We start from the raw sequence: 21,235 nt of genomic DNA, 5'->3' as shown, positions 1-21,235 counted from the left end.
CCCGGACGGCTCAGCGGCCGGCGCCCACCCGCTCCTGGTCGACCAGCCGGTCACCGGCCCGGAACGGCGCCAGCTCCGCGGCGAGCGCCTCGCCCACCCGGACGTGCACCAGCGTCCCCTCCGGCAGGTGGGAGGTGCTCAGCACCTCGCCCTGCCGGTGCAGCCGGGCCACCAGGTCACCCCGGTCGTACGGCAGCACCGCGCGGACCTCGACCGCCGGGCGGGGCAGTCGCTCCTCGATCGCCGCCCGCAGCCCGTCGACGCCGCGTCCGCTGTGCGCGGAGACGAAGACCGCCTCCGGCCAGAGCCGCTTGAGCCGCAGCAGCGTCTCCTCGTCGGTGGCGTCGGTCTTGTTGACCACCAACAGCTCGGGCAGCCGGTCGGCGCCGACCTCGGCCAGCACCTCGTGGACCGCGCGGACCTGCTCCTCCGGGTCCGGGTGGGTGCCGTCGACGACGTGCACCACCAGGTCGGACTCGGCGACCTCCTCCAGGGTCGAGCGGAACGCCTCGACGATCTGGTGCGGCAGGTGCCGGACGAACCCGACCGTGTCGGAGAGCGTGTAGAGCCGGCCGTCGGCGGTGGTGGCCTTGCGGGTGGTCGGGTCCAGCGTGGCGAAGAGCGCGTTCTCCACCAGCACACCCGCCCCGGTTAGGCGGTTGAGCAGGCTGGACTTGCCGGCGTTGGTGTAGCCGGCGATGGCCACCGCGGGCACAGCGTTGCGGGAACGGCGGGCACGCTTGGTCTGGCGTACCGTCTTCATGCCCTTGATCTCCCGGCGCAGCCGGGCGATGCGGTGGCGGATCCGCCGCCGGTCGGTCTCCAGCTTGGTCTCACCGGGACCGCGCAGACCCACGCCGCCGCCGGCGCCGCCGCCGCGACCGGAACCACCGGTCTGTCGGGACAGCGACTCACCCCAACCGCGCAGGCGCGGGAGCAGGTATTCGAGCTGGGCCAGCTCGACCTGCGCCTTACCTTCCTTGCTCTTGGCGTGCTGGGCGAAGATGTCGAGGATCAGCGCGGTCCGGTCGACGACCTTGACCTTGGTGCGCTGCTCCAGGTTCCGCAGCTGGGACGGGGAGAGTTCACCGTCGCAGATCACCGTGTCGGCGCCGGTGGAGAGCACCACCGCGCCGAGGTCGTCGACCTTGCCGCGACCGATGTACGTGGCCGGGTCGGGACGGTTACGGCGCTGGATCAGCCCTTCGAGCACCTGCGAGCCGGCGGTCTCGGCCAGCGCCGCGAGCTCGGTGAGGGAGTTGTCGGCGTCGTCCTGGGTGCCCTCGGTCCAGACGCCCACCAGGACGACCCGCTCCAGCCGCAGCTGGCGGTACTCGACCTCGGTGATGTCGGTGAGCTCGGTCGAGAGGCCGGGGACCCGCCGCAACGCCTGCCGCTCCGACAGCTCGAACTCACCGGTGGTGGCGTCGAGCTCGTCGTCCTCGAAGGGAACGTAGGTCTCCTGGTCTCGCAAACTGAGTCTCCCTTGTCCGTTCTGTCCGCTGGCGAGGGGTTTCGCGTACGTGTCAGACATCCTGACATGTGTCAACGCGGGACGCACCCGCTATATGCCCGTGACACACGGCCCCAAAAGCGGGGCCGGATGCCGGGCGACCTCGGCGGGCGGGTAGAAATGCGGGGCGAGCCGTTCAGCGTCGACGGAGGGATTTTCCGTGGCCATCACCCGCCTGCCGAGTGCCGGGTTCTCGATCACGATCCGGATCGCGGTGACCGCGGACGCCTCCTCGATCGGCCGCCTGACCACCGCGGTCGGCGAGGCCGGGGCGATCGTCACCGCGCTGGACGTCGTCGACTCCGACCCGACCAGCGTGATCGTCGACCTCACCTGCGACACCGCCGACGCGGGCCACGCCGACCAGGTGGTCGACGCGCTGACCGCGTTGGACGGCGTGGACGTCCGCAAGGTCTCCGACCGCACCTTCCTGCTGCACCTCGGCGGCAAGATCGAGGTGCACTCGAAGGTCGGCCTGCGCACCCGCGACGAGCTGTCCCGCGCGTACACCCCGGGGGTGGCCCGGGTCTGCATGGCGATCGCGGAGAACCCGGCCGACGCCCGCCGGCTGACCATCAAGCGCAACACCGTCGCGGTGGTCAGCGACGGCTCGGCGGTGCTGGGCCTGGGCAACCTCGGGCCGGCGGCCTCCCTGCCGGTGATGGAGGGCAAGGCCGCCCTGTTCAAGCGCTTCGGCGGGGTGGACGCCTGGCCGGTGGTGCTGGACACCCAGGACACCGACGAGATCGTGGCCATCGTGAAGGCGATCGCACCCGCGTACGGCGGGATCAACCTGGAGGACATCGCCGCGCCGCGCTGCTTCGAGATCGAGGCCCGGCTGCGCGAGGCGCTGGACATCCCGGTCTTCCACGACGACCAGCACGGCACCGCGATCTGCGTACTGGCCGCGCTGACCAACGCGCTGCGCGTGGTGGGCAAGCAGCTCGCGGACGTCCGGGTGGTCGTCTCCGGCGCGGGCGCGGCCGGCACCGCGATCATGAAGCTGCTGCTGCGCCAGGGCGTCGGCGACATCATCGCGTACGACCGGCAGGGCGCCCTGCACCGCGGCCTGCCGGACCTCAACCCGGCCTGGCAGTGGCTGGCCGAGAACACCAACAAGGAGAACTACTCCGGCGACCTGCCCGGCGCGGTACGCGGCGCGGACGTCTTCATCGGGGTCAGCGCACCGAACCTGCTCACCGGCGACGACGTCGCCACGATGGCCAAGGACGCGATCGTCTTCGCGCTGGCCAACCCCGACCCGGAGGTCGACCCGCGGGAGGCGCGCAAGCACGCCGCGGTGGTCGCCACCGGCCGCTCCGACCAGCCCAACCAGATCAACAACGTGCTCGCCTTCCCGGGCGTCTTCCGCGGCATGCTCGACGCGCACGCCGAGGAGTTCACCGAGGAGATGGCGATCGCCGCGGCCCGGGCCATCGCCGACGTGGTCGGCGAGGACAAGATCAACCCGACGGTGATCGTTCCGAGCGTCTTCGACTCCCGGGTCGCCCCCGCGGTCGCCGCCGCCGTCCGCGCCGCCGCCCAGAACCCCGCCACCACCCCGCCGCCGGCCGCCGACCCCGGCCCCGCCGACCTCCCCGAGATCGCCGCCACCGCCAGCGCCACCCCCTGACCCTCCGGCCCACCCCCTCACCCCCCGGCCCCCTTCTCGGCGTTGATCAAGAGGTTTCCGTCGGGAACCGACCCGGAATCCGACCCAACCTTCCTGCTCAACCGGCCCACCCGGCCCGTACACGCCCGCGCTGCGTTGATCATGGGGTTGGCCGGGTCGAATCGGGACAGAACGACCAGCCAAGTCCATGATCACCGCGAGGAGGGCGGGGGCGGGGGTCAGGGGTGGGGCTGGGCGGCGAAGTGGGTGGTGTGGGTGGTGATCAGGTCGGGGTGGGTCAGCGGGAGGTCGTGACCGGCGCCGGGGATGACCTCCACCCGGATGGACCGGTTCCGGGCGGTCAGGTGGGCGGCGAGGGCGGGGGCGTCGTAGAGCTGGCTGCGTGCGCCGAGCAGCACCAGGGCCGGTACGGCGAGGCGGCGCAGCTCGTCGTCGGTGACCGGCGGGGGCACCGGGTGCCGACGACGGAAGCCGAAGGTGGCGCGCATGAGTGCCATCAGTTCGTCGTCGCGGAGGGTCGCGTTGCGCAGCAGCCGGGCGGCGGCCCGGCGTACCGGCGCGGGGGCCAGCCCGGCCACGCCGGAGAGCAGCACCCAGGCGAGGAAGCGGCCGCCGACCCGACCGAAGCCCGCCGGGTCCAGCAGGACCAGGCCGGCCAGCCGGTCGGGGGCGTGCAGCGCGTGCCGCAGCGCCACCCAGCCGCCGAAGGAGCAGCCGACGAGGTGGACCCGGTCGACGGACAGGCCGGCGAGGACCTCGTCGAGCCAGCGCGCCCAGTCCCCGGCCCCGTCGAGCGGGCGCGACTGCACGGAACGGCCCGGTTCGCCCACCGGCTCGACGGCGATCACCGGCCGGTCGCGGCCCAGGCGGCGGACGTACGGGTGCCAGCTCAGCGCGTTGCCCCCGGCACCGGGCAGCAGCACGAACGGCACCGCGTCGCCGTCGCCGTACCGGTAGACGCGGGTGGTCCCGAAGCTGGTCGGCAGGTCGACGGCGACCGCCTCGGCGGGCCACACCCGCAGCCGCACCCGCTCGTACGCGTCGAGAAACCGCTCCCGCGCTCGGTCACTGGTGAACCCGCTGATCGCCGCGACTGTCACGATGACTCCGTCCGCCGTTTGATGATACGACCGTATCATCAAAACCGAAGGGGGTGTCATGCCGAAACGGGTCGACCACGAGCAGCGGCGCCGGCAGATCGGTGACGCGCTGCTGCGCATCGCCAGCAGCCGGGGCCTGCAGTCGGCGAGCATGCGCGAGGTGGCCGCCGAGGCGGGCGTCTCGCTACGGCTGGTGCAGTACTACTTCCACACCAAGGAGGAGCTGCTGCTGACCGCACTCGGCTATCTCGGCGAGCAACTGGCCGCCCGGGTCGAGGACCGGATCCGCGCGCTCGGGCCGGTCACCCCGCGCAGCGTCGTGTACGGCACGCTCATCGCCGTCCTGCCCACCGACGACGAGAGCCGACGCCTGACCCGGGCGTACACCGGCTACTACACCCTGGTGTTCAGCGAGCCCGACCTCGCCGAGCGGCACGGCGCGACGTATCCCGACAAGATCGAACGGCTGCTCGGCGGGCAGTTGCGGCAGGCACAGCAGAACGGCGAGGTCGACCCGCGCCTGGACCCGGAACTCACCGCGGCGGGGCTGCTCGCCCTCACCAACGGGCTCGGCTCCAGCGTGCTCGGCGGGCAGCGCGACGGACCTGCGGCGCTCGCGGTCCTGACCTACCACCTCGACCGGGTGTTCACGCCCCCGGCGCGGGCAGCGTGATCTCGCCGGTGGCGACCAGCACGGCCGGGCCGGACAACCAGCAGGAGTCGTCGGTGACGGTCACCGTGAGCCGGCCACCGGGGACGTCCACCGCCACCGTGCCGGTGTCCCGGGCGGCGTCGCGCAGGGCCACCGCGGCGACCGCGCAGGCGCCGGTGCCGCAGGAGAGCGTCTCCGCCGAGCCCCGCTCGTAGACCCGCATCAGCACGTGGGAGTCGGTGCCGTCCACCGGCTCACCCGGCGCGGTGAACTCGACGTTCACCCCGGCCGGGAAGACCCCGGCGTCGAAGTCCGGTGCCCGGGTCAGGTCCAGGCCGGCCAGGTCGAGCCCGGCCGGCAGTGCGCAGACCAGGTGCGGGTTGCCGACGTCCACCGCCGCGCCGGGCAGGGTCAGGTGGCCCAGGGTGGCGGTCGACGCGTCGTACACCCGGGGGCGGCGCATCTCGACGGCGATGGCCTCGCCGTCGAGCCGGGCCCGGACCAGGCCGGCGCGGGTGGCCACCGGCAGGGTCGCGCCGGACGGCGCGGCCAGCCCGGTCGCCAGCAGGTAGCGGACGAAGACCCGGGCGCCGTTGCCGCACATCTCGGCGAACGAGCCGTCCGAGTTCCAGTAGTCCATGAACCACTCGGCGTCGCCGGCCAGGGCGGCGCCGTCGGGGTGCTTCGCGGCCCGGACGACGCGCAGCACGCCGTCGCCGCCGATCCCGCGGCGCCGGTCGCAGATCGCCGCGACCAGCCCCGGGGTCAGGTCGAGCTGCCCGTCCGGATCGGGCAGGATCACGAAGTCGTTGCCGGTGCCGTGGCCCTTGGTGAACTCCACGCCCCCATCATTCCCGATGGTCGGCCACCACCCGCAGCGCAGTCCCGACGAGCTCCGGCGCAGCCGAGTCCAGCCAGTGGATCCGCCGGTCCCGGCGGAACCAGGACCGCTGCCGGCGGACGAAACGGCGGGTCGCCCGGACCGTCTCGTCGTGCGCCTGCGCCTCCGACAGCTCCCCCGCCAGGAACCGCAGCACCTGCTGGTAGCCGAGCGCCCGGCTGGCCGTCCGCCCCGCCGGCAGACCCTGCCCGACCAGCTCGCGGGTCTCCGCGATCAGGCCGTCCGCCCACATCCGGTCCACCCGCAGCGCGATCCGCTCGTCCAGCTGCGCGGTGTCCAGGTCGACGCCGACCTGCACCGACGGGTAGTACGGCGTCGGCTCCGGCAGGGAGGCGGTGAACGGCGCCCCGGTCAGCTCGATCACCTCCAGGGCCCGGACGATCCGCCGGCCGTTGCCGGGCAGGATGCCGGCCGCCGCCGTCGGGTCGGCGTCGGCCAGACGGGCGTACAGCGGGGCGGGACCGACGGCGGCCAGCTCCGCCTCCAGCCGCTCGCGCACCGCCGGGTCGGTGCCGGGGAACTCGAACTGCTCCAGCACCGCCCGAACGTAGAGACCCGAGCCGCCGACCAGCAGCGGCACCCGACCCCGGGCCAGGATGTCGTCGATCGCCGCCCGGGCCAGCTTCTGGTATTCCGCGACGCTCGCCGGCTCGGTCACCGGCCAGATGTCCAGCAGGTGGTGCGGCACGCCCTCCCGCTCCGCCGGGGTCAGCTTCGCGGTGCCGATGTCCATGCCCCGGTAGAGCTGCATCGAGTCGGCGTTGACCACCTCACCGTCCAGCGCGTGCGCCAGGGCGATGCTCAACGCCGACTTGCCGGCGGCGGTCGGCCCGACCACCGCGATCACCGTCATGCCCGCGCCCAGTTCGCCACGAAGTAGGCAACGCCGTAGGGGGCCGAGTGGTGGCTCAGCTCGCCGCGCCAGTCGCCGCCCGCCGCGCGGACCGCGCCCGCCAGCACCTGCCAGGCCGCCCGGCCGGCGACCTTCAGCTCCGCCGACTCCACCGGGTCCAGGCCGAGCAGGGCCTCGGCGTCCGCGCCGGCCAGGGCCCGGGCGACCCCCTCGTCGTACGCCTCGGCGCGTGGGTCGTCGTAGCCGGGCGACTTCGACCCCAGGCAGGCCGACCCGTCCCCCATCACCAGCAGCGCCCACGGTTGCTGCGCGGACCCCATCCGGGCTCCCCGGGCGGCGCAGTCCAAGGTCGGGGCGTCCGCCGCCACGGTGGCCATCCGCCACGTCGTCGGACGCCCGGGTGGCGTCCGACGCAGCAGCCAGGCGCCGACGAGCAGGCTCAACGGCAGTTCGTCGGTGCCGGCCGGCGGACGGTCCACGCCGGGGACCCGCTCCGGCGGGTGTTCGTCGCGGGGGTCCTGGCCCGGCGACGCGCCCAGCTCGACCGTCAGCGGCAGTCCCCACGGCGCGAAGCTGCCCCGGAACGGCCGGGACAGGTCGGCGGTGCGGTCGCCCCCGCCGATCACGACGACGGTGCGCGCGCCCGTGGCGTACAGACCGGCGACGGCGGCGTCGGCGGCGGCGCGGAGCTCGTCCAGCTCGGGCGCGGCGGCGCCGGCCAGCTCGGGCACGATCAGGGGCGGATGGGGGCAGACGGCGGCGGCGACCAGGGGCACCCGTTCACCGTATCCGCATCCCCCGGTGCGTCCCCGCGCCGATCCGGTCATCCGGGTCTAGGACACCGTATGGTCACGGTCGGCGACAGGCGCTCGACGGCGACGGGGGCGGACCTGTGACAATGCCGGGAGTAACTTTGCTGCGCCGTGGCGGCGCGCGCCGGGGACACCCCGTCGACGCCGGGAGAACGAGGATGGGCACATGAGCGACTGGACTGCCTTCGGACGGGTGGACGCGGACGGCACCGTGTACGTCAAGACGGCCGAAGGCGAGCGGGTGGTCGGATCCTGGCAGGCGGGGGCCCCGGAGGAAGGGCTGGCCCACTTCGCCCGCCGCTTCGCCGACCTGGTGACCGAGGTGGACCTGACCGAGGCCCGGCTCAACTCGGGCGCGGCGGACGCCGGGCACTCCCTGACCACGATCAAGCGGATCCGGGCCTCCCTGGCCGAGGCGCACGTCGTCGGCGACATCGACGGACTGGCCGCGCGGCTGGACAAGCTCACCGAGGTGGCCGAGACCAAGGCCGGCGAGGCGAAGGCCGCCAAGGAGGCCGCCCGGGGCGAGGCCCTCGCGCGCAAGACCGCCCTGGTGGAGGAGGCCGAGAAGCTGGCCGCCGAGTCGACCGGCTGGAAGACCGCCGGGGACCGGCTCAAGGAGATCCTCGACGAGTGGAAGACCATCCGCGGCGTCGACAAGAAGACCGACGGTGAGCTGTGGAAGCGGTTCGCCGCCGCCCGGGACGGCTTCACCCGCCGGCGCGGTGCCCACTTCGCCTCCCTCGACCAGCAGCGCAAGCAGGCGCAGACGGTCAAGGAGGAACTGGTCGCCGAGGCCGAGAAGCTGAAGGAGTCCACCGACTGGGCGGTCACCGCCAACCAGCTCAAGGACCTGATGGCCCAGTGGAAGGCCGCCCCGCGCGCCTCCAAGGAGGCCGAGCAGAAGCTCTGGGAACGGTTCCGCGCCGCGCAGGACGACTTCTTCACCCGGCGCAGCGAGGTCTTCTCCGCCCGCGACAACGAGCAGCGCGCCAACCTGGAGCGCAAGCAGGCCCTGCTCGCCGAGGCCGAGGCGCTCGACGTCGAGGGCGACCCGAAGGGTGCCCAGGCGAAGCTGCGGGACATCCAGGCGCAGTGGCACGAGGCCGGCCGGGTGCCCCGGGAGGCCGCCGCCGGGCTGGAGCGCCGGCTGCGCGCCGTCGACGACAAGGTCCGCGAGGTGATGGACTCGGCGTGGCGGCGTACCACCCCGCAGGACAACCCGCTGCTGGCGCAGATGCGGGCACAGGTCGCCGAGGCCGAGGAGCGGCTGGCCCGGGCGCAGGCCGCCGGCGACGCCCGCCGGGTCAAGGAGGCCGAGCAGGCCCTCGCCTCGAAGCGGCAGTTCCTCCAGCTCGCCGAGCAGGCCGGCTGACCCTGATCCACCCCGGAAGCCCCGGTCCCCCCTCAGGAGGACCGGGGCTTCCGCCCGTCCACCCCACCCCATCCCGCCCCACCCCACCCCCGAGCCGCTGATTCACGGAAAGAGTGGCTATCCATCGTTCGGTGACCACTCTTTCCGTGAATCAGTGGGAACCAGGGTGGGGGCGGTGGGGTGGGGGGTGGGAAAGCGCGGTCCCGGGGAGGTTCGCGGGGGTCTGTTGACGGGCGGGGGTGGGCTGATCAGAATGGCGGCAGAGCCAGGTTCACCCACCGACGCGAGGGCACCGGCGGCGCGCAGTGCCGCCGCGGGACGCGCCGGTGATCGCCGCGAGTGGCCGTCCACGTGACACGGCCCGGTGCGCGCTGTCCGCGTACTCGATGACGAGCGGGCCGTCTCCCCCTGGTCTCACCGCCCGCGGCGCCTGCGCGGCGCGGGCATCCGAAGTGGAGCTCGCATGCACCGACCCACCGCCCTCGGCGGCGCGTTCACCGCGCTCGCCACCGCCGCGGCCGGCGTCCTCGTCGCCGCGGCCGTCAGCACCACCCCGGCCGCCGCCGCTGTCGGCGGCACCGGCACCGGCTACCTGCACACCAACGGCAACAAGATCGTCGACAGCACCGGGGCCACCGTCCGGCTCACCGGGATCAACTGGTTCGGCATGGAGACCGACAACAAGACCTTCCACGGTCTGTGGTCGAGCAACCCGTGGCGCGGCCAGCTCGACACGATGGCCCGGCTGGGCTACAACACGCTGCGCGTCCCGTGGTCGGACGACGCGGTGAAGCCGGGCGCGACGGCCAGCGGGATCAACGACTTCGTCAACCCGGACCTGGTCGGGCTCTCCCCGCTGCAGATCCTCGACAAGGTCGTCGACTACGCCGGCAGCAAGGGGATGCGGATCATCCTGGACCGGCACCGGCCCACCTCGGCCGGGCAGTCGCCGCTCTGGTACACCTCGACGGTCTCCGAGGCGACCTGGATCGCCGACTGGAAGATGATGGCACAGCGGTACGCGAACAATCCGACGGTGATCGGCGCGGACCTGCACAACGAGCCGCACGCCGAGGGCACCAACCCGGCCGCCACCGGCGCCTGCTGGGGCTGCGGCGACACCGCCCGGGACTGGCGGCTCGCCGCCGAGCGGGCCGGCAACGCGATCCTCGGGGTGCAGCCGAACTGGCTGATCTTCGTGGAGGGGGTGAGCTGCCCCAGCGGCGGCCTGTCGAACGTCTGGGACGGCGACACCAGCAACGACGAGGACTGCGGCTGGTGGGGCGGCAACCTGTCGAAGGCGGGCCAGTTCCCGGTCCGGCTGAACGTGGCGAACCGGCTGGTCTACTCCCCGCACGAGTACGCCACCTCGGTCTACCACCAGGCCTGGTTCGACGACCCGACCTACCCGGCGAACATGCCGGCGATCTGGGACAGGTACTGGGGCTACCTCTACAAGCAGAACATCGCGCCGATCATGATGGGCGAGTTCGGCACCACGCTCCAGGACCCGAAGGACAAGGTCTGGCTGCAGAACCTGCTGGCGTACACCGGCAGCGGGGTGAACGGGATGTCCTTCACCTACTGGTCGTGGAACCCGAACTCGGGTGACACCGGTGGCATCGCCAACGACGACTGGACCACGATCAACCAGGCGAAGCAGGACATCATCTCGCCGTACCTGATCCCGCCGGTCGGTGGCGGCACCAACCCGTCGCCGACGACCGGCCCGACCGGCTCGCCGACGCCGACCCCGACGCCGACCGGCTCGTCCTCGCCGACGCCGACCCCGCCGGTTCCGTCCGGCGCCTGCACCGCCAGCTACAAGCAGGTCAACGCCTGGGCCGGTGGCTTCCAGGGCGAGCTGACCGTGAAGAACACCGGCACCGGCGCGGTCAACCCGTGGTCGGTGACCTGGGCCTGGCCGTCCGGGGTGACCCTGGCCAGTGGCTGGAACGCCACCGTGACGCAGTCCGGCAGCACGGTCACCGCCGCCGCTCCCGACTGGGCGAAGTCCCTGGCCGCGGGCGCCTCGGTGACCATCGGCTTCACCGCCAACGGCGCCGCCTCGGCACCCGCCACGGTGAAGCTCAACGGCACCTCCTGCTGAGCACGACGACGGCCGGGGCCCCACGGGGTCCCGGCCGTCGCCGGCCGGTCAGTGCGCGGCGCAGCCGGTGGTCGGCGCGGGTGCCGCGGCCGGCGCACCGACCGTCGGCAACCCGAGCAACACCCCGGGGGTACGCGGGGAGCGTCCCGCCTCGGCCGCGTCGCCGGCCCGGGTACGCCGGTGCGACAGCGGCTCGCCGTCGGCGTTGAGGTGGTGCGGGGCGGCGTAGGTGACGACGGTGTGCACGATGTCGCCGGGGCGGATCGTCCCCGCCAGGGAACCCGCGTCGAAGTGGACGAGGCGGCCGTCGCGGGCGCGGCCGGACATCCGGCCGGTGCGCTCGTCCTTGCGGCCCTCGCCGACGGCGACCAGCACCTCGACGGTCTCCCCCACCAGCTTCCTGTTCTCCGCCCAGGTGATCTCCTCGACGCAGGCGATCAGCCGCTCGTAGCGTTCCTGCACGACCTGCTTGGGCAGCTGGCCGTCCATGGTGGCGGCGGGCGTGCCGGGGCGCTTGGAGTACTGGAAGGTGAACGCCGACGAGAAGCGGGCCGCCCGGACCACGTCGAGGGTCTTCTCGAAGTCGGCGTCGGTCTCGCCGGGGAAGCCGACGATGATGTCGGTGGTGATCGCCGCGTCGGGCATCGCCGCCCGCACCTTCTCGATGATCCCCAGATACTTCTCCGACCGGTACGACCGGCGCATCGCCTTCAGCACGTCGTCCGAGCCGGACTGCAACGGCATGTGCAACGAGTGGCAGACGTTCGGCGTCTCGGCCATCGCCGCGATCACGTCGTCGGTGAAGTCCTTCGGGTGCGGGCTGGTGAACCGGACCCGCTCCAGCCCGTCGATGTCGCCGCAGGCGCGCAACAGCTTGCCGAAGGCGTACCGGTCACCGAACTCGACGCCGTAGGAGTTGACGTTCTGCCCGAGCAGGGTCACCTCCAGCACGCCCTCGTCGACCAGGGCGCGCACCTCGGAGAGGATGTCGCCGGGGCGGCGGTCCTTCTCCTTGCCGCGCAGCGACGGCACGATGCAGAACGTGCAGGTGTTGTTGCAGCCGACGGAGATCGACACCCAGCCGGCGTAGGTGGACTCGCGGCGGGTGGGCAGCGTGGAGGGGAAGACGTCGAGGGATTCGAGGATCTCCACCTCGGCGGCGGTGTTGTGCCGGGCCCGTTCCAGCAGCACCGGCAGCGAGCCGATGTTGTGGGTGCCGAAGACCACGTCCACCCAGGGGGCCTTGCGGACGATGTCGCCGCGGTCCTTCTGGGCCAGGCAGCCGCCGACCGCGATCTGCATCCCGGGGTGCTTGTCCTTGACGGGACGCAGGTGACCCAGGTTGCCGTAGAGCCGGTTGTCGGCGTTCTCCCGGACGGCGCAGGTGTTGAACACCACCACGTCGGGGTTCTCGTCGACCTCGGCGGCGCGCACGTAACCGGCCTGTTCGAGCAGGCCGGAGATGCGCTCGGAGTCGTGCACGTTCATCTGGCAGCCGTACGTGCGCACCTGGTAGGTGCGCGGGCTGCCCGCGGCTGCGGTAGTCATGACGTGCACAGCGTATCCGGGCCGGACCGGTCGGACCGCACGAGGATGAGCGGGTCGACCCCGGCCGGCGGACGGCGGACGAGCCGTCCGCGCGGCGGGTCGGTCCGGGCGGCCGGCCGGCGGGAGCGGGTCGGCCGGGCCCGGACGGGTCAGGCCGCAGCGAGCGCGGGCCGGACCGAGTCGGGCGCCCATCGCGAGCGGTGGCACTGCGACCAGCCCCGGCAGCCGGGCTGCGCCACGCTGCACAGCCGCTGGCCGGTGAGCACCTCACCGTCGTCGGTCTCGGTGACGTCGAAGTGCACCGGGCGGATCGTGCCGTCCGGGGCCACCAGCAGGTGCCGGCCGGCGTCGAGGGTGTCGTCCCGCATCAGGCAGTTGCGGTCCAGCAGCCGGGCCAGCGCCGCGATGCCGGGCAGTTCGGGCAGCCGCTCGGGCACCCCGTAGCAGTCGACCACCGTGCCGAACTCGCCCGGCGTCTCCCACACGTCGCAGATCACCGCGTACGTGGGCAGCCGGGCCGGATCGGCGACGGCGAGGGGCATCACCACCCGGCCGAGCGCCTCGGCCAGCGCGGGGTACACCTCCACCGGTGCCGCCCCGTCGATTCTCCAGTTCCACAGCTCGGTCATGCCGCCTCCTCGCTGTGCTCGTCCCACCGGCCTCCGGATCGGGCCTTACTCACGATGGTGGGGGGCATATGACCTCAGCCGGGGGCAAGTTACCGGTCTGTGACCATTCCGGGCAAAATTTCCCAGAGCGCCGTTGCTCCGAGTAGCGGGAAGATGACAGTTTATCGGGTATGGTGCCGAATCCGCGGCACGGATCGCGGGGGTCAGCGGCACGGATCGTTGGGGGGCAGCGGCACGGATCGCGGGGGTCAGCGGACCCGGATCAGCCGGTCGCTCGCGGGCAGCAGCTCGCCGATCACCGTCCCGCCGGGCACCTCACCGGCGACCAGCAGCCCACCGGAGGTCTGCGCGTCGGCCAGCAGCAGCCGCTCCGCCTCGTCCACGCCGCCGAAGTCGGTCCACGGGGTCACCCACTCCAGGTTGCGGCGGGTGCCGCCGCTGACGTACCCGTCCCGCAGCGCCTCCCGCGCGCCCGGCAGGTAGGGCACCCGGGCCGCGTCGATCGCGACCGTGAGCCGGCTCGCCCGGGCCAGCTTCGAGGCGTGCCCCAGCAGGCCGAAGCCGGTGACGTCGGTGCCGCAGCGGATGCCCGCCGCCACCGCCGCCCGGGCGGCGTCCCGGTTCAGCGCGGCCATCGAGGCGACCGCCTCGGCGAACCGCTCCCCGGTCGCCTTGTGCCGGGTGTTCAGCACCCCGACGCCGAGCGGCTTGGTCAGCGAGAGCGGCAGACCGGCCCGGCCGGCGTCCAGGGTGATCAGCTCCTCGGGGCGGACGATGCCGGTGACGGCCAGGCCGTACTTGGGTCCGTCGTCGTCGACGCTGTGCCCGCCGGCCAGGTGGCAGCCGGCCTCCCGGGCCACGTCCTGGCCGCCGCGCAGCACCTCCCGGGCCAGCTCCAGCGGCAGCTTCTCGCGCGGCCAGCAGAGCAGGTTCAGCGCGACCAGCGGGGTGCCGCCCATCGCGTACACGTCGGAGAGCGCGTTGGCCGCGGCGATCCGGCCCCAGTCGTACGCGTCGTCGACGACCGGGGTGAAGAAGTCGGCGGTGGTGACCAGCCCGGTCCGCTCGTCCAGCCGGACCACCGCGGCGTCGTCGCCGTGGTCCAGCCCGACCAGCAGGTCGGCGGTGCCGGTGGCGGGGCCCAGACCGGCCACCATCGCCTCGAGCTCCCCGGGCGGGATCTTGCAGGCGCAGCCGCCACCGCGGGCGTGATCGGTCAGCCGAACCGGGTCCGTCATCCCCTCATGATCTCCGGCGGACGTGGTCAGTGCCACTCGGGCGGCCGGCACGCTGTCGAATCCGGACTACCGGCGACGATCGTCGCCGGTGTTACCGCACCGTGACCGTCTCGGTTGCGTCCGGGCACGTGGCCCCGCCTACAGTTGCCGAACCGGGGGCCGTCACGGCGGCTCCCCACCGGCGCAGATGACGACAGGGACGGTGTACGACGTGACGACGGGCGAACCGCTCATCGTGCTGGACTCGGTGAACAAGCACTTCGGGCCGCTGCACGTGCTCCAGGACGTCTCGCTGTCCGTGGGCCGGGGTGAGGTGGTCGTGGTGATCGGCCCGTCCGGCTCCGGCAAGTCGACGCTCTGCCGGGCGATCAACCGGCTGGAGCCGATCGACTCCGGCACGATCACCTTCGACGGCACCCCGCTGCCGGCCGAGGGGAAGCGCCTCGCCGCGCTGCGCAGCGAGGTCGGCATGGTCTTCCAGTCGTTCAACCTCTTCGCGCACAAGACCATCCTGGAGAACGTCACCATCGGCCCGATCAAGGTCCGCAAGGAGAAGCCGGCCGCCGCCCGCGAGCGCGGCCTGGCCCTGCTGGACCGGGTCGGCATCGCCAACCAGGCCGACAAGTACCCGGCGCAGCTCTCCGGCGGCCAGCAGCAGCGGGCCGCGATCGCCCGCGCGCTGGCCATGCAGCCCAAGGCGATGCTCTTCGACGAGCCGACCAGCGCGCTGGACCCGGAGATGGTCGGCGAGGTGCTCGACGTGATGACCTCACTGGCCCGCGAGGGCATGACCATGGTCGTGGTCACCCACGAGATGGGCTTCGCCCGGCACGCCGCCAACCGGGTCATCTTCATGGCCGACGGGAAGCTCGTCGAGGACGCGGCGCCGGAGGAGTTCTTCGCCAACCCGCGCAGCGAGCGGGCCCGCGACTTCCTCTCGAAGATCCTGACGCACTAGTCGTCCGTAGTGGAGACCGTCGTCCCCCGACGGACTCCGTCGAAGAAGGAGAAGAGTATGCGTATGAAGCGCGTGGCGGCGGTTGCCGCGGCGGCCACCCTGGCCCTCGGCATGAGCGCCTGCGGGGGCGACGGGGACAGCGGTTCCGGCAGCGGGGGCGGCAAGGGCATCGTCGGTAAGGCGCAGAGCCAGAAGAAGCTCGTCATCGGCGTCAAGGCCGACCAGCCGGGTCTGGGTCTGCAGACCGGCAGCAACTACGAGGGCTTCGACGTCGAGATCGCCAAGATCGTGGCCAAGGGCCTGGGCGTCGACGCGAACAACATCGAGTGGAAGACGACCGTCTCCGCCAACCGTGAGCCCTTCATCCAGCAGGGCACCGTCGACCTGGTCGTGGCGACGTACACGATCAACGACGAGCGCAAGCAGAAGATCAACTTTGCCGGTCCGTACTTCATCGCCGGCCAGGACCTGCTGGTCAAGGCGGACTCCACGCTGGCCGGTCCGGAGGCGCTCGACGGCAAGACGGTCTGCTCGGTGACCGGCTCCACCCCCGCCAAGCGGATCCAGACCGAGCACCCGAAGGCCAAGCTCCAGCAGTTCGACTCGTACTCCAAGTGCCTGCCGCTGCTGGAGAACGGCCAGGTCGACGCGGTCACCACCGACGACATCATCCTTGCCGGCTACGCCGCGCAGTCCCAGTACGCCGGCAAGTTCAAGGTGGTCGGCAAGCCCTTCTCCACCGAGCCGTACGGCATCGGCCTGAAGAAGGACGACAAGGCCGGCTGCGAGAAGGTCAACGAGATCCTCAAGGCCGCCGCGTCGGACGGCTCCTACAAGACCGCCTGGGACACCACCCTGGGCAAGAGCGGCAAGGCCGCGCCCGAGCTGGACACCACCAAGCTGACCAACTGCGGCAGCGTCTGACCGTTCCGGGGCCGGCACCCGTCCGGGTGCCGGCCCCGGTCTGTCACGACGCCGACGACGCGCCCCGGGAGTCGACGCATGCACGTATTCGCTGATCCGACCAACTTCGACGCGTACGTGTCGGGTTTTCTCTGGATCCTCAAGCTGACCGGTGCGTCGGCGGTTTTCGCGCTGGTGCTCGGCGTGCTACTCGCCGCGTTCCGGGTCTCCCCGGTGCCGGTGCTGCGCGGCTTCGGTGCCGCCTGGGTGAACATCTTCCGTAACACCCCGCTGACGCTGATCGTCTTCTTCTGCTTCTTCGGCCTCTACTCCACGCTGGGGCTGCGACTCTCCGACGACCTGGACCGGAACAACTACTGGCTCGGCGTCATCGGTCTGTCCGTGTACACCGCCGCGTTCGTCTGCGAGGCGGTCCGCTCCGGCGTCAACACCGTCCCCGCCGGCCAGGCCGAGGCGGCCCGGGCGATCGGACTGACCTTCTTCCAGACCCTGCGCATCGTGATCCTGCCGCAGGCCGGCCGTGCCGTGGTGGCGCCGCTGGGCAGCGTGCTCATCGCGCTCTGCAAGAACGCCACGATCGTCGGCACGATCGGGCTGATCGAGGCGTCCAGCGTGATGAAGGACCTGCTCAACAGCAACGGTGACGCGGTCATCCCGATCTTCGCGGTCTTCGCCGGCACCTTCGCCGCGATCCTCATCCCCACCGGCTACTTCTTCGGCTGGCTGGCCAACCGTCTGGCGGTGAAGCGCTGATGAGCACCAGCAACGTCCTCTACGACCACCCGGGGCCGCGCGCCCGCGTCCGCAACGCGGTGCTCAGCGTCCTCTTCGGCCTCGGCCTGGTCGCGCTGCTGTGGTGGGTCTACACCAAGTTCGACCAGGCCGGCCAGTGGGAGGGCCGGCTCTGGGAGCCCTTCACCCGCGTCACCACCTGGACCGAGTTCATCCTGCCCGCCCTCTGGCAGACCCTGTTGGCTGCGGGCACCGGCATGGTGCTGTCGCTCGCCTTCGGCATCGTCTTCGCCGTCGGACGGCTCTCCGACCACTGGTGGATCCGGGTACCGGCCGGCGTGGTGGTGGAGTTCTTCCGGGCCGTGCCGCTCCTGCTGATGATCTTCTTCATCTTCTACGGCGTGCCGTTCCTCATCCAGGGACCGGTGACCGCGTTCACCGCCGTGGTCGCCGGCCTGACCCTCTACAACGGGTCGGTGCTGGCCGAGGCGTTCCGCGCCGGCATCCGGTCGATCCCGCGCGGCCAGTCCGAGGCCGCCTACGCGGTGGGCATGCGCAAGAGCCAGGTGATGCGGCTGATCCTGGTGCCGCAGGCCGCCCGGGCGATGCTCCCGGTGATCGTCAGCCAGCTCGTCGTACTGCTCAAGGACACCGCGCTCGGCTACATCGTGGCCTTCCCCGAGTTGCTCGCCCGCGGCGTCAACGACCTCTCCGCGAACTACGGCAACGTGGTGGCCGCCGCGATCGTGGTGGCGCTGATCTACATCCTGCTGAACTCGCTGCTCACCGCCCTGGCGAACTGGCTCGACGGGCGTACCCGCCGGCGGGCGTTCCGGATCCCCCGGCAGACCGCCCCGGACTCGACCCCGGCCGGCGGGTCCACCGTCGCCGAGCCGCAGGGCTGACCCACCCCGTTACGCGACATGGCGGTACCCCGGTCACCGGGATACCGCCATGTCGGCGTAGTGGCGGGGGTGGGGCTCAGCGGGCGATCTCGGTGACGCGGGACTCGCGGACCACGGTGACCCGGATCTGACCGGGATAGGTCAGCTCCTCCTCGATCTGCTTGGCCACGTCCCGGGCCAGGACCGCCGCGCCGATGTCGTCGACGTCGTCCGGCTTGACCATCACCCGGATCTCGCGGCCCGCCTGCATGGCGAAGACCTTCTCCACCCCGAGCTTGCCGGCGGCGATCTCCTCGATCCGCTCCAGGCGCTTCACGTACGCCTCGAGGCTCTCCCGCCGCGCCCCCGGCCGCCCGCCGGAACAGGCGTCGGACGCCTGGGTGAGGACCGCCTCGACGGTCTGCGGCGGCACCTCGTTGTGGTGCGCCTCGATGGCGTGCACGACGTCCTCGCTCTCGCCGTACTTGCGGGCGAGGTCGGCGCCGATGATGGCGTGGCTCCCCTCCACCTCGTGGGTGAGCGCCTTGCCGATGTCGTGCAGGAACGCGCACCGCTTGATCGTTGCCACGTCCAGCCGCAGCTCGGCGGCCATGGTGCCCGCGATGTGCGCGGTCTCCACCAGGTGCTTGAGCACGTTCTGCCCGTACGACGTCCGGTAGCGCAGCCGACCGAGCAGGGTGACCAGCTCGGGGTGGATCTCGGTGATGCCCACCTCGACCAGTGCGTCCTCGGCGGCCCGGTGGCACAGCTGGTCCACCTCGTGCCGCGCCAGGTCATAGACCTCCTCGATCCGGTGCGGGTGGATCCGCCCGTCGAGGACCAGCTTCTCCAGGGTGAGCCGGCCGACCTCGCGGCGGACCGGGTCGAAGCAGGACAGCAGCACCGCCTCGGGCGTGTCGTCGATGATCAGGTTGACCCCGGTGACCGACTCGAAGGCGCGGATGTTGCGCCCCTCCCGGCCGATGATCCGCCCCTTCATCTCGTCGCCCGGCAGGTGCAGGACGCTGACCACGCTCTCCGCGGTCTGCTCGCTGGCCACCCGCTGGATGGCGTCGACCACGATGTGCCGGGCCCGCTGCTCGGCGGTGCTGCGGGCGTCGGACTCGATGTCCCGCACCAGCAGCGCGGCCTCCCGCTTGGCCTGGCCCTCGATCGCCTCGATCAGCTCGGACCGGGCCGCCTCGGCGGTCAGCCCGGCCACCCGCTCCAGCTCGCGCCGGCGCTGCTCCTCGGCCTCGGACAGCTCCCGCTCCCGCTGGGCGAGGGCACTCTCCCGGGCGGCCAGCGCGGCGCGGGCGGCGGTGAGCTGCCGTTCCCGCTCGGCGAACCGCTCGACCTCCTCGGTGTGCAGCCGCTCCCGCTCGTCCATCCTGGCGGCCCGCCGCTCCACCTCCGCGGCCTGCTCGCGGGTCGTCGCCGCCAGCACGGCCACCTCCCGCTCGCCGCTGCGCCGGGCGGTGGTACGCAGCTGCTCGGCGTCGGCCTCGGCCTGCTTGTGGGCCCGTTCCAGGATGGTGTCGGCCTCGGCGCGCGCGTCGTCGAGGACCCGCCGGGCCTCCGCCCGGGCCGCCTTCGCCTCCGCCTTGGCGGCAGCCGCCTCGGTACGCGCCGCCGCGGCGGCCGACTTCGCCACGTCGATGGTGCTGTTCGCCTCGTCGGCCGCACTGCGCAGGGCGGCCAGGGACTGCTCCTGCCGGTCCTTCTCGGCGATGAAGGCTGGATCCTCGGGGGCCGGCGCGACGCTGATCCGGCGCAGCGTCCGGACGCCCACCAGGACGGCGCCGACCACCACCACGGCCAGGATCAGCACCACCACGAGGATCAGCACGTCGAAGGCGTTCATGCCGCCGCTCCGACAGCGGTACGCACCGGCAGCCCGAGGCGGTGGGCGAGCCTGCTCGCGCCAGCCGCAGCGAGGCTGCTCGCGCTGCCGACGACGGGGCTGGTCATGCCAGCGGACCGGGGCGGCGACGACCGGCCGGCCGCGGGTGGAAGACCGCCGGTGAACCTGTGCCGCCCCGCCATGGCCGCCTCCCCTGAACGTCGACGCCGCAGGAGCACCGCCGAGCGGCAGGCACCTGCGGCTCTGGTCGCCCGACCGGAGCGGTGGCCGTGGACAGCTTTTCACCGACGGTGCCGTTGCGGGCATCGTCGACGACCGGGTGCAGTTGTCGGCCGACCCCGGACCGGCCGGTCCGGAGCTGCCGTCAAGGGCCGGTGCAGCTGGCCAAAGTGATGCTGTTCTGTTACGCGATCTATGTTGTGCGCTTAGCCTGCGTTGGTCGGGCAATGTGAGCCTGTATGGCGAGGCTAGGTCGCCGGAGGCGGTTCGGTCAAGGACTCATGATCAAACCACCCGGACGGAGAGAAGTTGAGTCGTCACCCGTAGGTGATGGCATGCCGGACACCAGTAGACAAAGGGGCCGCACCTCCGTCACCGGATCGACTCCCCGACCTGGTCAGTCCCCTCCGGCGTGCCCCTCGTCTCCCCCGCTCCCGTTCGAGCGGGCCGGCCCGAACCGCCGCCATGATCCTCTGCACACCACCGCACTTCTCACCGGCGTGTCGATGCACTCCCCTGCAGACGATCACTGTGGGAGCGGGGCGGCGCGGAGCGCCGCAGGCGGGCGGGCGGCGCGGGAGGGGGTGGGTCAGGGGCGGGGGTGGGGGTCGGTTTCGGCGTCGGCGAGGGCGTCGGCGTCGATCTGCTCGGCGAACTCGGCCGCCTCGGCGCTCTGCGCGGCCAGGACGTCCTTCACCGCACGGATCGCCACGCCCGGCGGGTAGCCCTTGCGGGCGAGCATGGCGACCAGCCGGCGGAACACCGCGTCGGGTTCACCCCGGGCCGAGCGCAGCTTCCGCTCCACCAGGGCGCGGGCGGTCTCCGCCTCGGTCTCCTCGTCCAACTCGTCGAGGGCCTCGCTGGCCACCTCGCCGTCCACGCCGCGCTGGCGCAGCTCGTTGGCGAGCGCCCGCCGGGCCAGCCCACGGCCGGAGTGCCGGCTGGCGACCCAGGCGCGGGCGAAGGCGGCGTCGTCGATGATGCCGACCTCGTCGTAGCGGTCGAGCACCTCGGCCGAGACCTCGTCGGAGATGCCCCGCTTGGCGAGCGCGCCGGCCAGTTCGGCCCGGGTACGCGGCCGGACCGCGAGCTGCCGCAGGCAGATCTCCCGGGCCAGCTCGCCCTCGTCCCGGGGCGGTGCCGGTGGCGCCTGCGCGTCGGGCTCGTCGGACCGCCCCCGGCGCCCACGACGGGGGCGGGGGGTGGTGTTGTCGTCACCCGCCCGGGGCGGACTGGCGTCCCAGCCCCGCCCCGTGCGGGCGCGTCGTCCTGCCACTGATCAGCCGGACC

Annotated in this window: 18 protein-coding genes; 8 read left to right on the top strand and 10 right to left on the bottom strand. The window is 72.5% G+C overall.

Features of this window, described 5'->3' with window-relative positions:
• Positions 1 to 10: 10 nt before the first annotated feature.
• Entirely contained in the window at positions 11 to 1,474 is a 1,464-nt protein-coding gene (gene hflX / locus MRQ36_RS20955; RefSeq protein WP_374250504.1) for a GTPase HflX, read from the bottom strand.
• 199 nt (positions 1,475 to 1,673) lie between these two features.
• Between hflX and MRQ36_RS20950 the strand changes: the two genes are divergently transcribed.
• A complete protein-coding gene (locus MRQ36_RS20950) occupies positions 1,674 to 3,146 on the top strand; it encodes an NAD-dependent malic enzyme (RefSeq protein ID WP_242797921.1) in 1,473 nt (490 codons plus the stop codon).
• A 218-nt stretch (positions 3,147 to 3,364) separates the two neighbouring features.
• On the opposite strand, the gene MRQ36_RS20945 is transcribed toward MRQ36_RS20950, so the two are convergent.
• On the bottom strand, positions 3,365 to 4,246 hold the full coding sequence (locus MRQ36_RS20945; RefSeq protein WP_242797918.1) for an alpha/beta fold hydrolase: 882 nt from the start codon (positions 4,244 to 4,246) through the stop codon (positions 3,365 to 3,367).
• Between the two features lie 58 nt (positions 4,247 to 4,304).
• On the opposite strand from MRQ36_RS20945, the gene MRQ36_RS20940 reads away from it, so the two are divergent.
• On the top strand, positions 4,305 to 4,919 hold the full coding sequence (locus MRQ36_RS20940; protein ID WP_242797915.1) for a TetR/AcrR family transcriptional regulator: 615 nt from the start codon (positions 4,305 to 4,307) through the stop codon (positions 4,917 to 4,919).
• Here the strand turns inward: MRQ36_RS20940 and dapF are convergent.
• Genes dapF through MRQ36_RS20925 form a run of 3 tightly spaced genes read right to left on the bottom strand, consistent with a single transcriptional unit; the run spans position 4,894 to position 7,479 of the window.
• Positions 4,894 to 5,739, bottom strand: coding sequence for a diaminopimelate epimerase (gene dapF, locus MRQ36_RS20935; RefSeq protein WP_242797913.1), 846 nt, complete (start codon positions 5,737 to 5,739; stop codon positions 4,894 to 4,896). The two genes, MRQ36_RS20940 and dapF, sit on opposite strands and share 26 nt — an antisense overlap.
• 7 nt (positions 5,740 to 5,746) lie before the next feature.
• A complete protein-coding gene (gene miaA, locus MRQ36_RS20930) occupies positions 5,747 to 6,652 on the bottom strand; it encodes a tRNA (adenosine(37)-N6)-dimethylallyltransferase MiaA (protein WP_242797911.1) in 906 nt (301 codons plus the stop codon).
• A complete protein-coding gene (locus tag MRQ36_RS20925; RefSeq protein ID WP_242797909.1) occupies positions 6,649 to 7,479 on the bottom strand; it encodes a class III extradiol dioxygenase subunit B-like domain-containing protein in 831 nt (276 codons plus the stop codon). The genes miaA and MRQ36_RS20925 overlap by 4 nt, the downstream gene beginning before the upstream one ends.
• A 151-nt stretch (positions 7,480 to 7,630) precedes the next feature.
• Between MRQ36_RS20925 and MRQ36_RS20920 the strand changes: the two genes are divergently transcribed.
• Entirely contained in the window at positions 7,631 to 8,839 is a 1,209-nt protein-coding gene (locus MRQ36_RS20920; protein WP_242797907.1) for a DUF349 domain-containing protein, read from the top strand.
• Between the two features lie 463 nt (positions 8,840 to 9,302).
• The gene (locus MRQ36_RS20915; RefSeq protein ID WP_242797905.1) at positions 9,303 to 10,949 is read left to right on the top strand and encodes a cellulase family glycosylhydrolase; all 1,647 of its coding nucleotides are present in this window, start codon (positions 9,303 to 9,305) and stop codon (positions 10,947 to 10,949) included.
• 48 nt (positions 10,950 to 10,997) lie between these two features.
• Here MRQ36_RS20915 and miaB read toward each other — a convergent pair whose 3' ends face one another.
• From miaB to selD, 3 genes are all read right to left on the bottom strand, one after another.
• Positions 10,998 to 12,497, bottom strand: a complete 1,500-nt coding sequence (miaB, locus tag MRQ36_RS20910) for a tRNA (N6-isopentenyl adenosine(37)-C2)-methylthiotransferase MiaB (protein WP_242797902.1) — start codon at positions 12,495 to 12,497, stop codon at positions 10,998 to 11,000.
• 149 nt (positions 12,498 to 12,646) lie between these two features.
• Entirely contained in the window at positions 12,647 to 13,126 is a 480-nt protein-coding gene (locus MRQ36_RS20905; protein WP_242797900.1) for a hypothetical protein, read from the bottom strand.
• Positions 13,127 to 13,374: 248 nt separating this feature from the next.
• Positions 13,375 to 14,364, bottom strand: a complete 990-nt coding sequence (gene selD / locus MRQ36_RS20900; RefSeq protein WP_242797898.1) for a selenide, water dikinase SelD — start codon at positions 14,362 to 14,364, stop codon at positions 13,375 to 13,377.
• Positions 14,365 to 14,551: 187 nt separating this feature from the next.
• On the opposite strand from selD, the gene MRQ36_RS20895 reads away from it, so the two are divergent.
• The 4 genes from MRQ36_RS20895 to MRQ36_RS20880 all read left to right on the top strand — a co-directional run bounded on the left by MRQ36_RS20895 (position 14,552) and on the right by MRQ36_RS20880 (position 17,883).
• Complete coding sequence (locus MRQ36_RS20895; protein WP_242797896.1) at positions 14,552 to 15,322, top strand: amino acid ABC transporter ATP-binding protein; 771 nt, start codon at positions 14,552 to 14,554, stop codon at positions 15,320 to 15,322.
• Between the two features lie 57 nt (positions 15,323 to 15,379).
• Complete coding sequence (locus MRQ36_RS20890; protein ID WP_242797894.1) at positions 15,380 to 16,246, top strand: glutamate ABC transporter substrate-binding protein; 867 nt, start codon at positions 15,380 to 15,382, stop codon at positions 16,244 to 16,246.
• Between the two features lie 78 nt (positions 16,247 to 16,324).
• The gene (locus MRQ36_RS20885; RefSeq protein WP_242797892.1) at positions 16,325 to 16,999 is read left to right on the top strand and encodes an amino acid ABC transporter permease; all 675 of its coding nucleotides are present in this window, start codon (positions 16,325 to 16,327) and stop codon (positions 16,997 to 16,999) included.
• Positions 16,999 to 17,883 (top strand): amino acid ABC transporter permease, encoded by an 885-nt coding sequence (locus tag MRQ36_RS20880; RefSeq protein WP_242797890.1) that lies wholly within the window; start codon positions 16,999 to 17,001, stop codon positions 17,881 to 17,883. The genes MRQ36_RS20885 and MRQ36_RS20880 overlap by 1 nt, the downstream gene beginning before the upstream one ends.
• 76 nt (positions 17,884 to 17,959) lie before the next feature.
• Here the strand turns inward: MRQ36_RS20880 and rny are convergent, their stop codons facing one another.
• Together rny and MRQ36_RS20870 are read right to left on the bottom strand one after the other, a co-directional pair.
• Positions 17,960 to 19,726: a ribonuclease Y gene (gene rny, locus MRQ36_RS20875; protein WP_242797887.1), complete on the bottom strand. Its 1,767-nt coding sequence runs from the start codon at positions 19,724 to 19,726 to the stop codon at positions 17,960 to 17,962.
• Between the two features lie 808 nt (positions 19,727 to 20,534).
• Positions 20,535 to 21,221 (bottom strand): regulatory protein RecX, encoded by a 687-nt coding sequence (locus MRQ36_RS20870; RefSeq protein ID WP_242797886.1) that lies wholly within the window; start codon positions 21,219 to 21,221, stop codon positions 20,535 to 20,537.
• Positions 21,222 to 21,235: the final 14 nt, after the last annotated feature.

This window comes from Micromonospora sp. R77, from assembly GCF_022747945.1.
Lineage (GTDB): Bacteria > Actinomycetota > Actinomycetes > Mycobacteriales > Micromonosporaceae > Micromonospora.
This window is presented reverse-complemented; position numbering and strand designations above follow the sequence as displayed.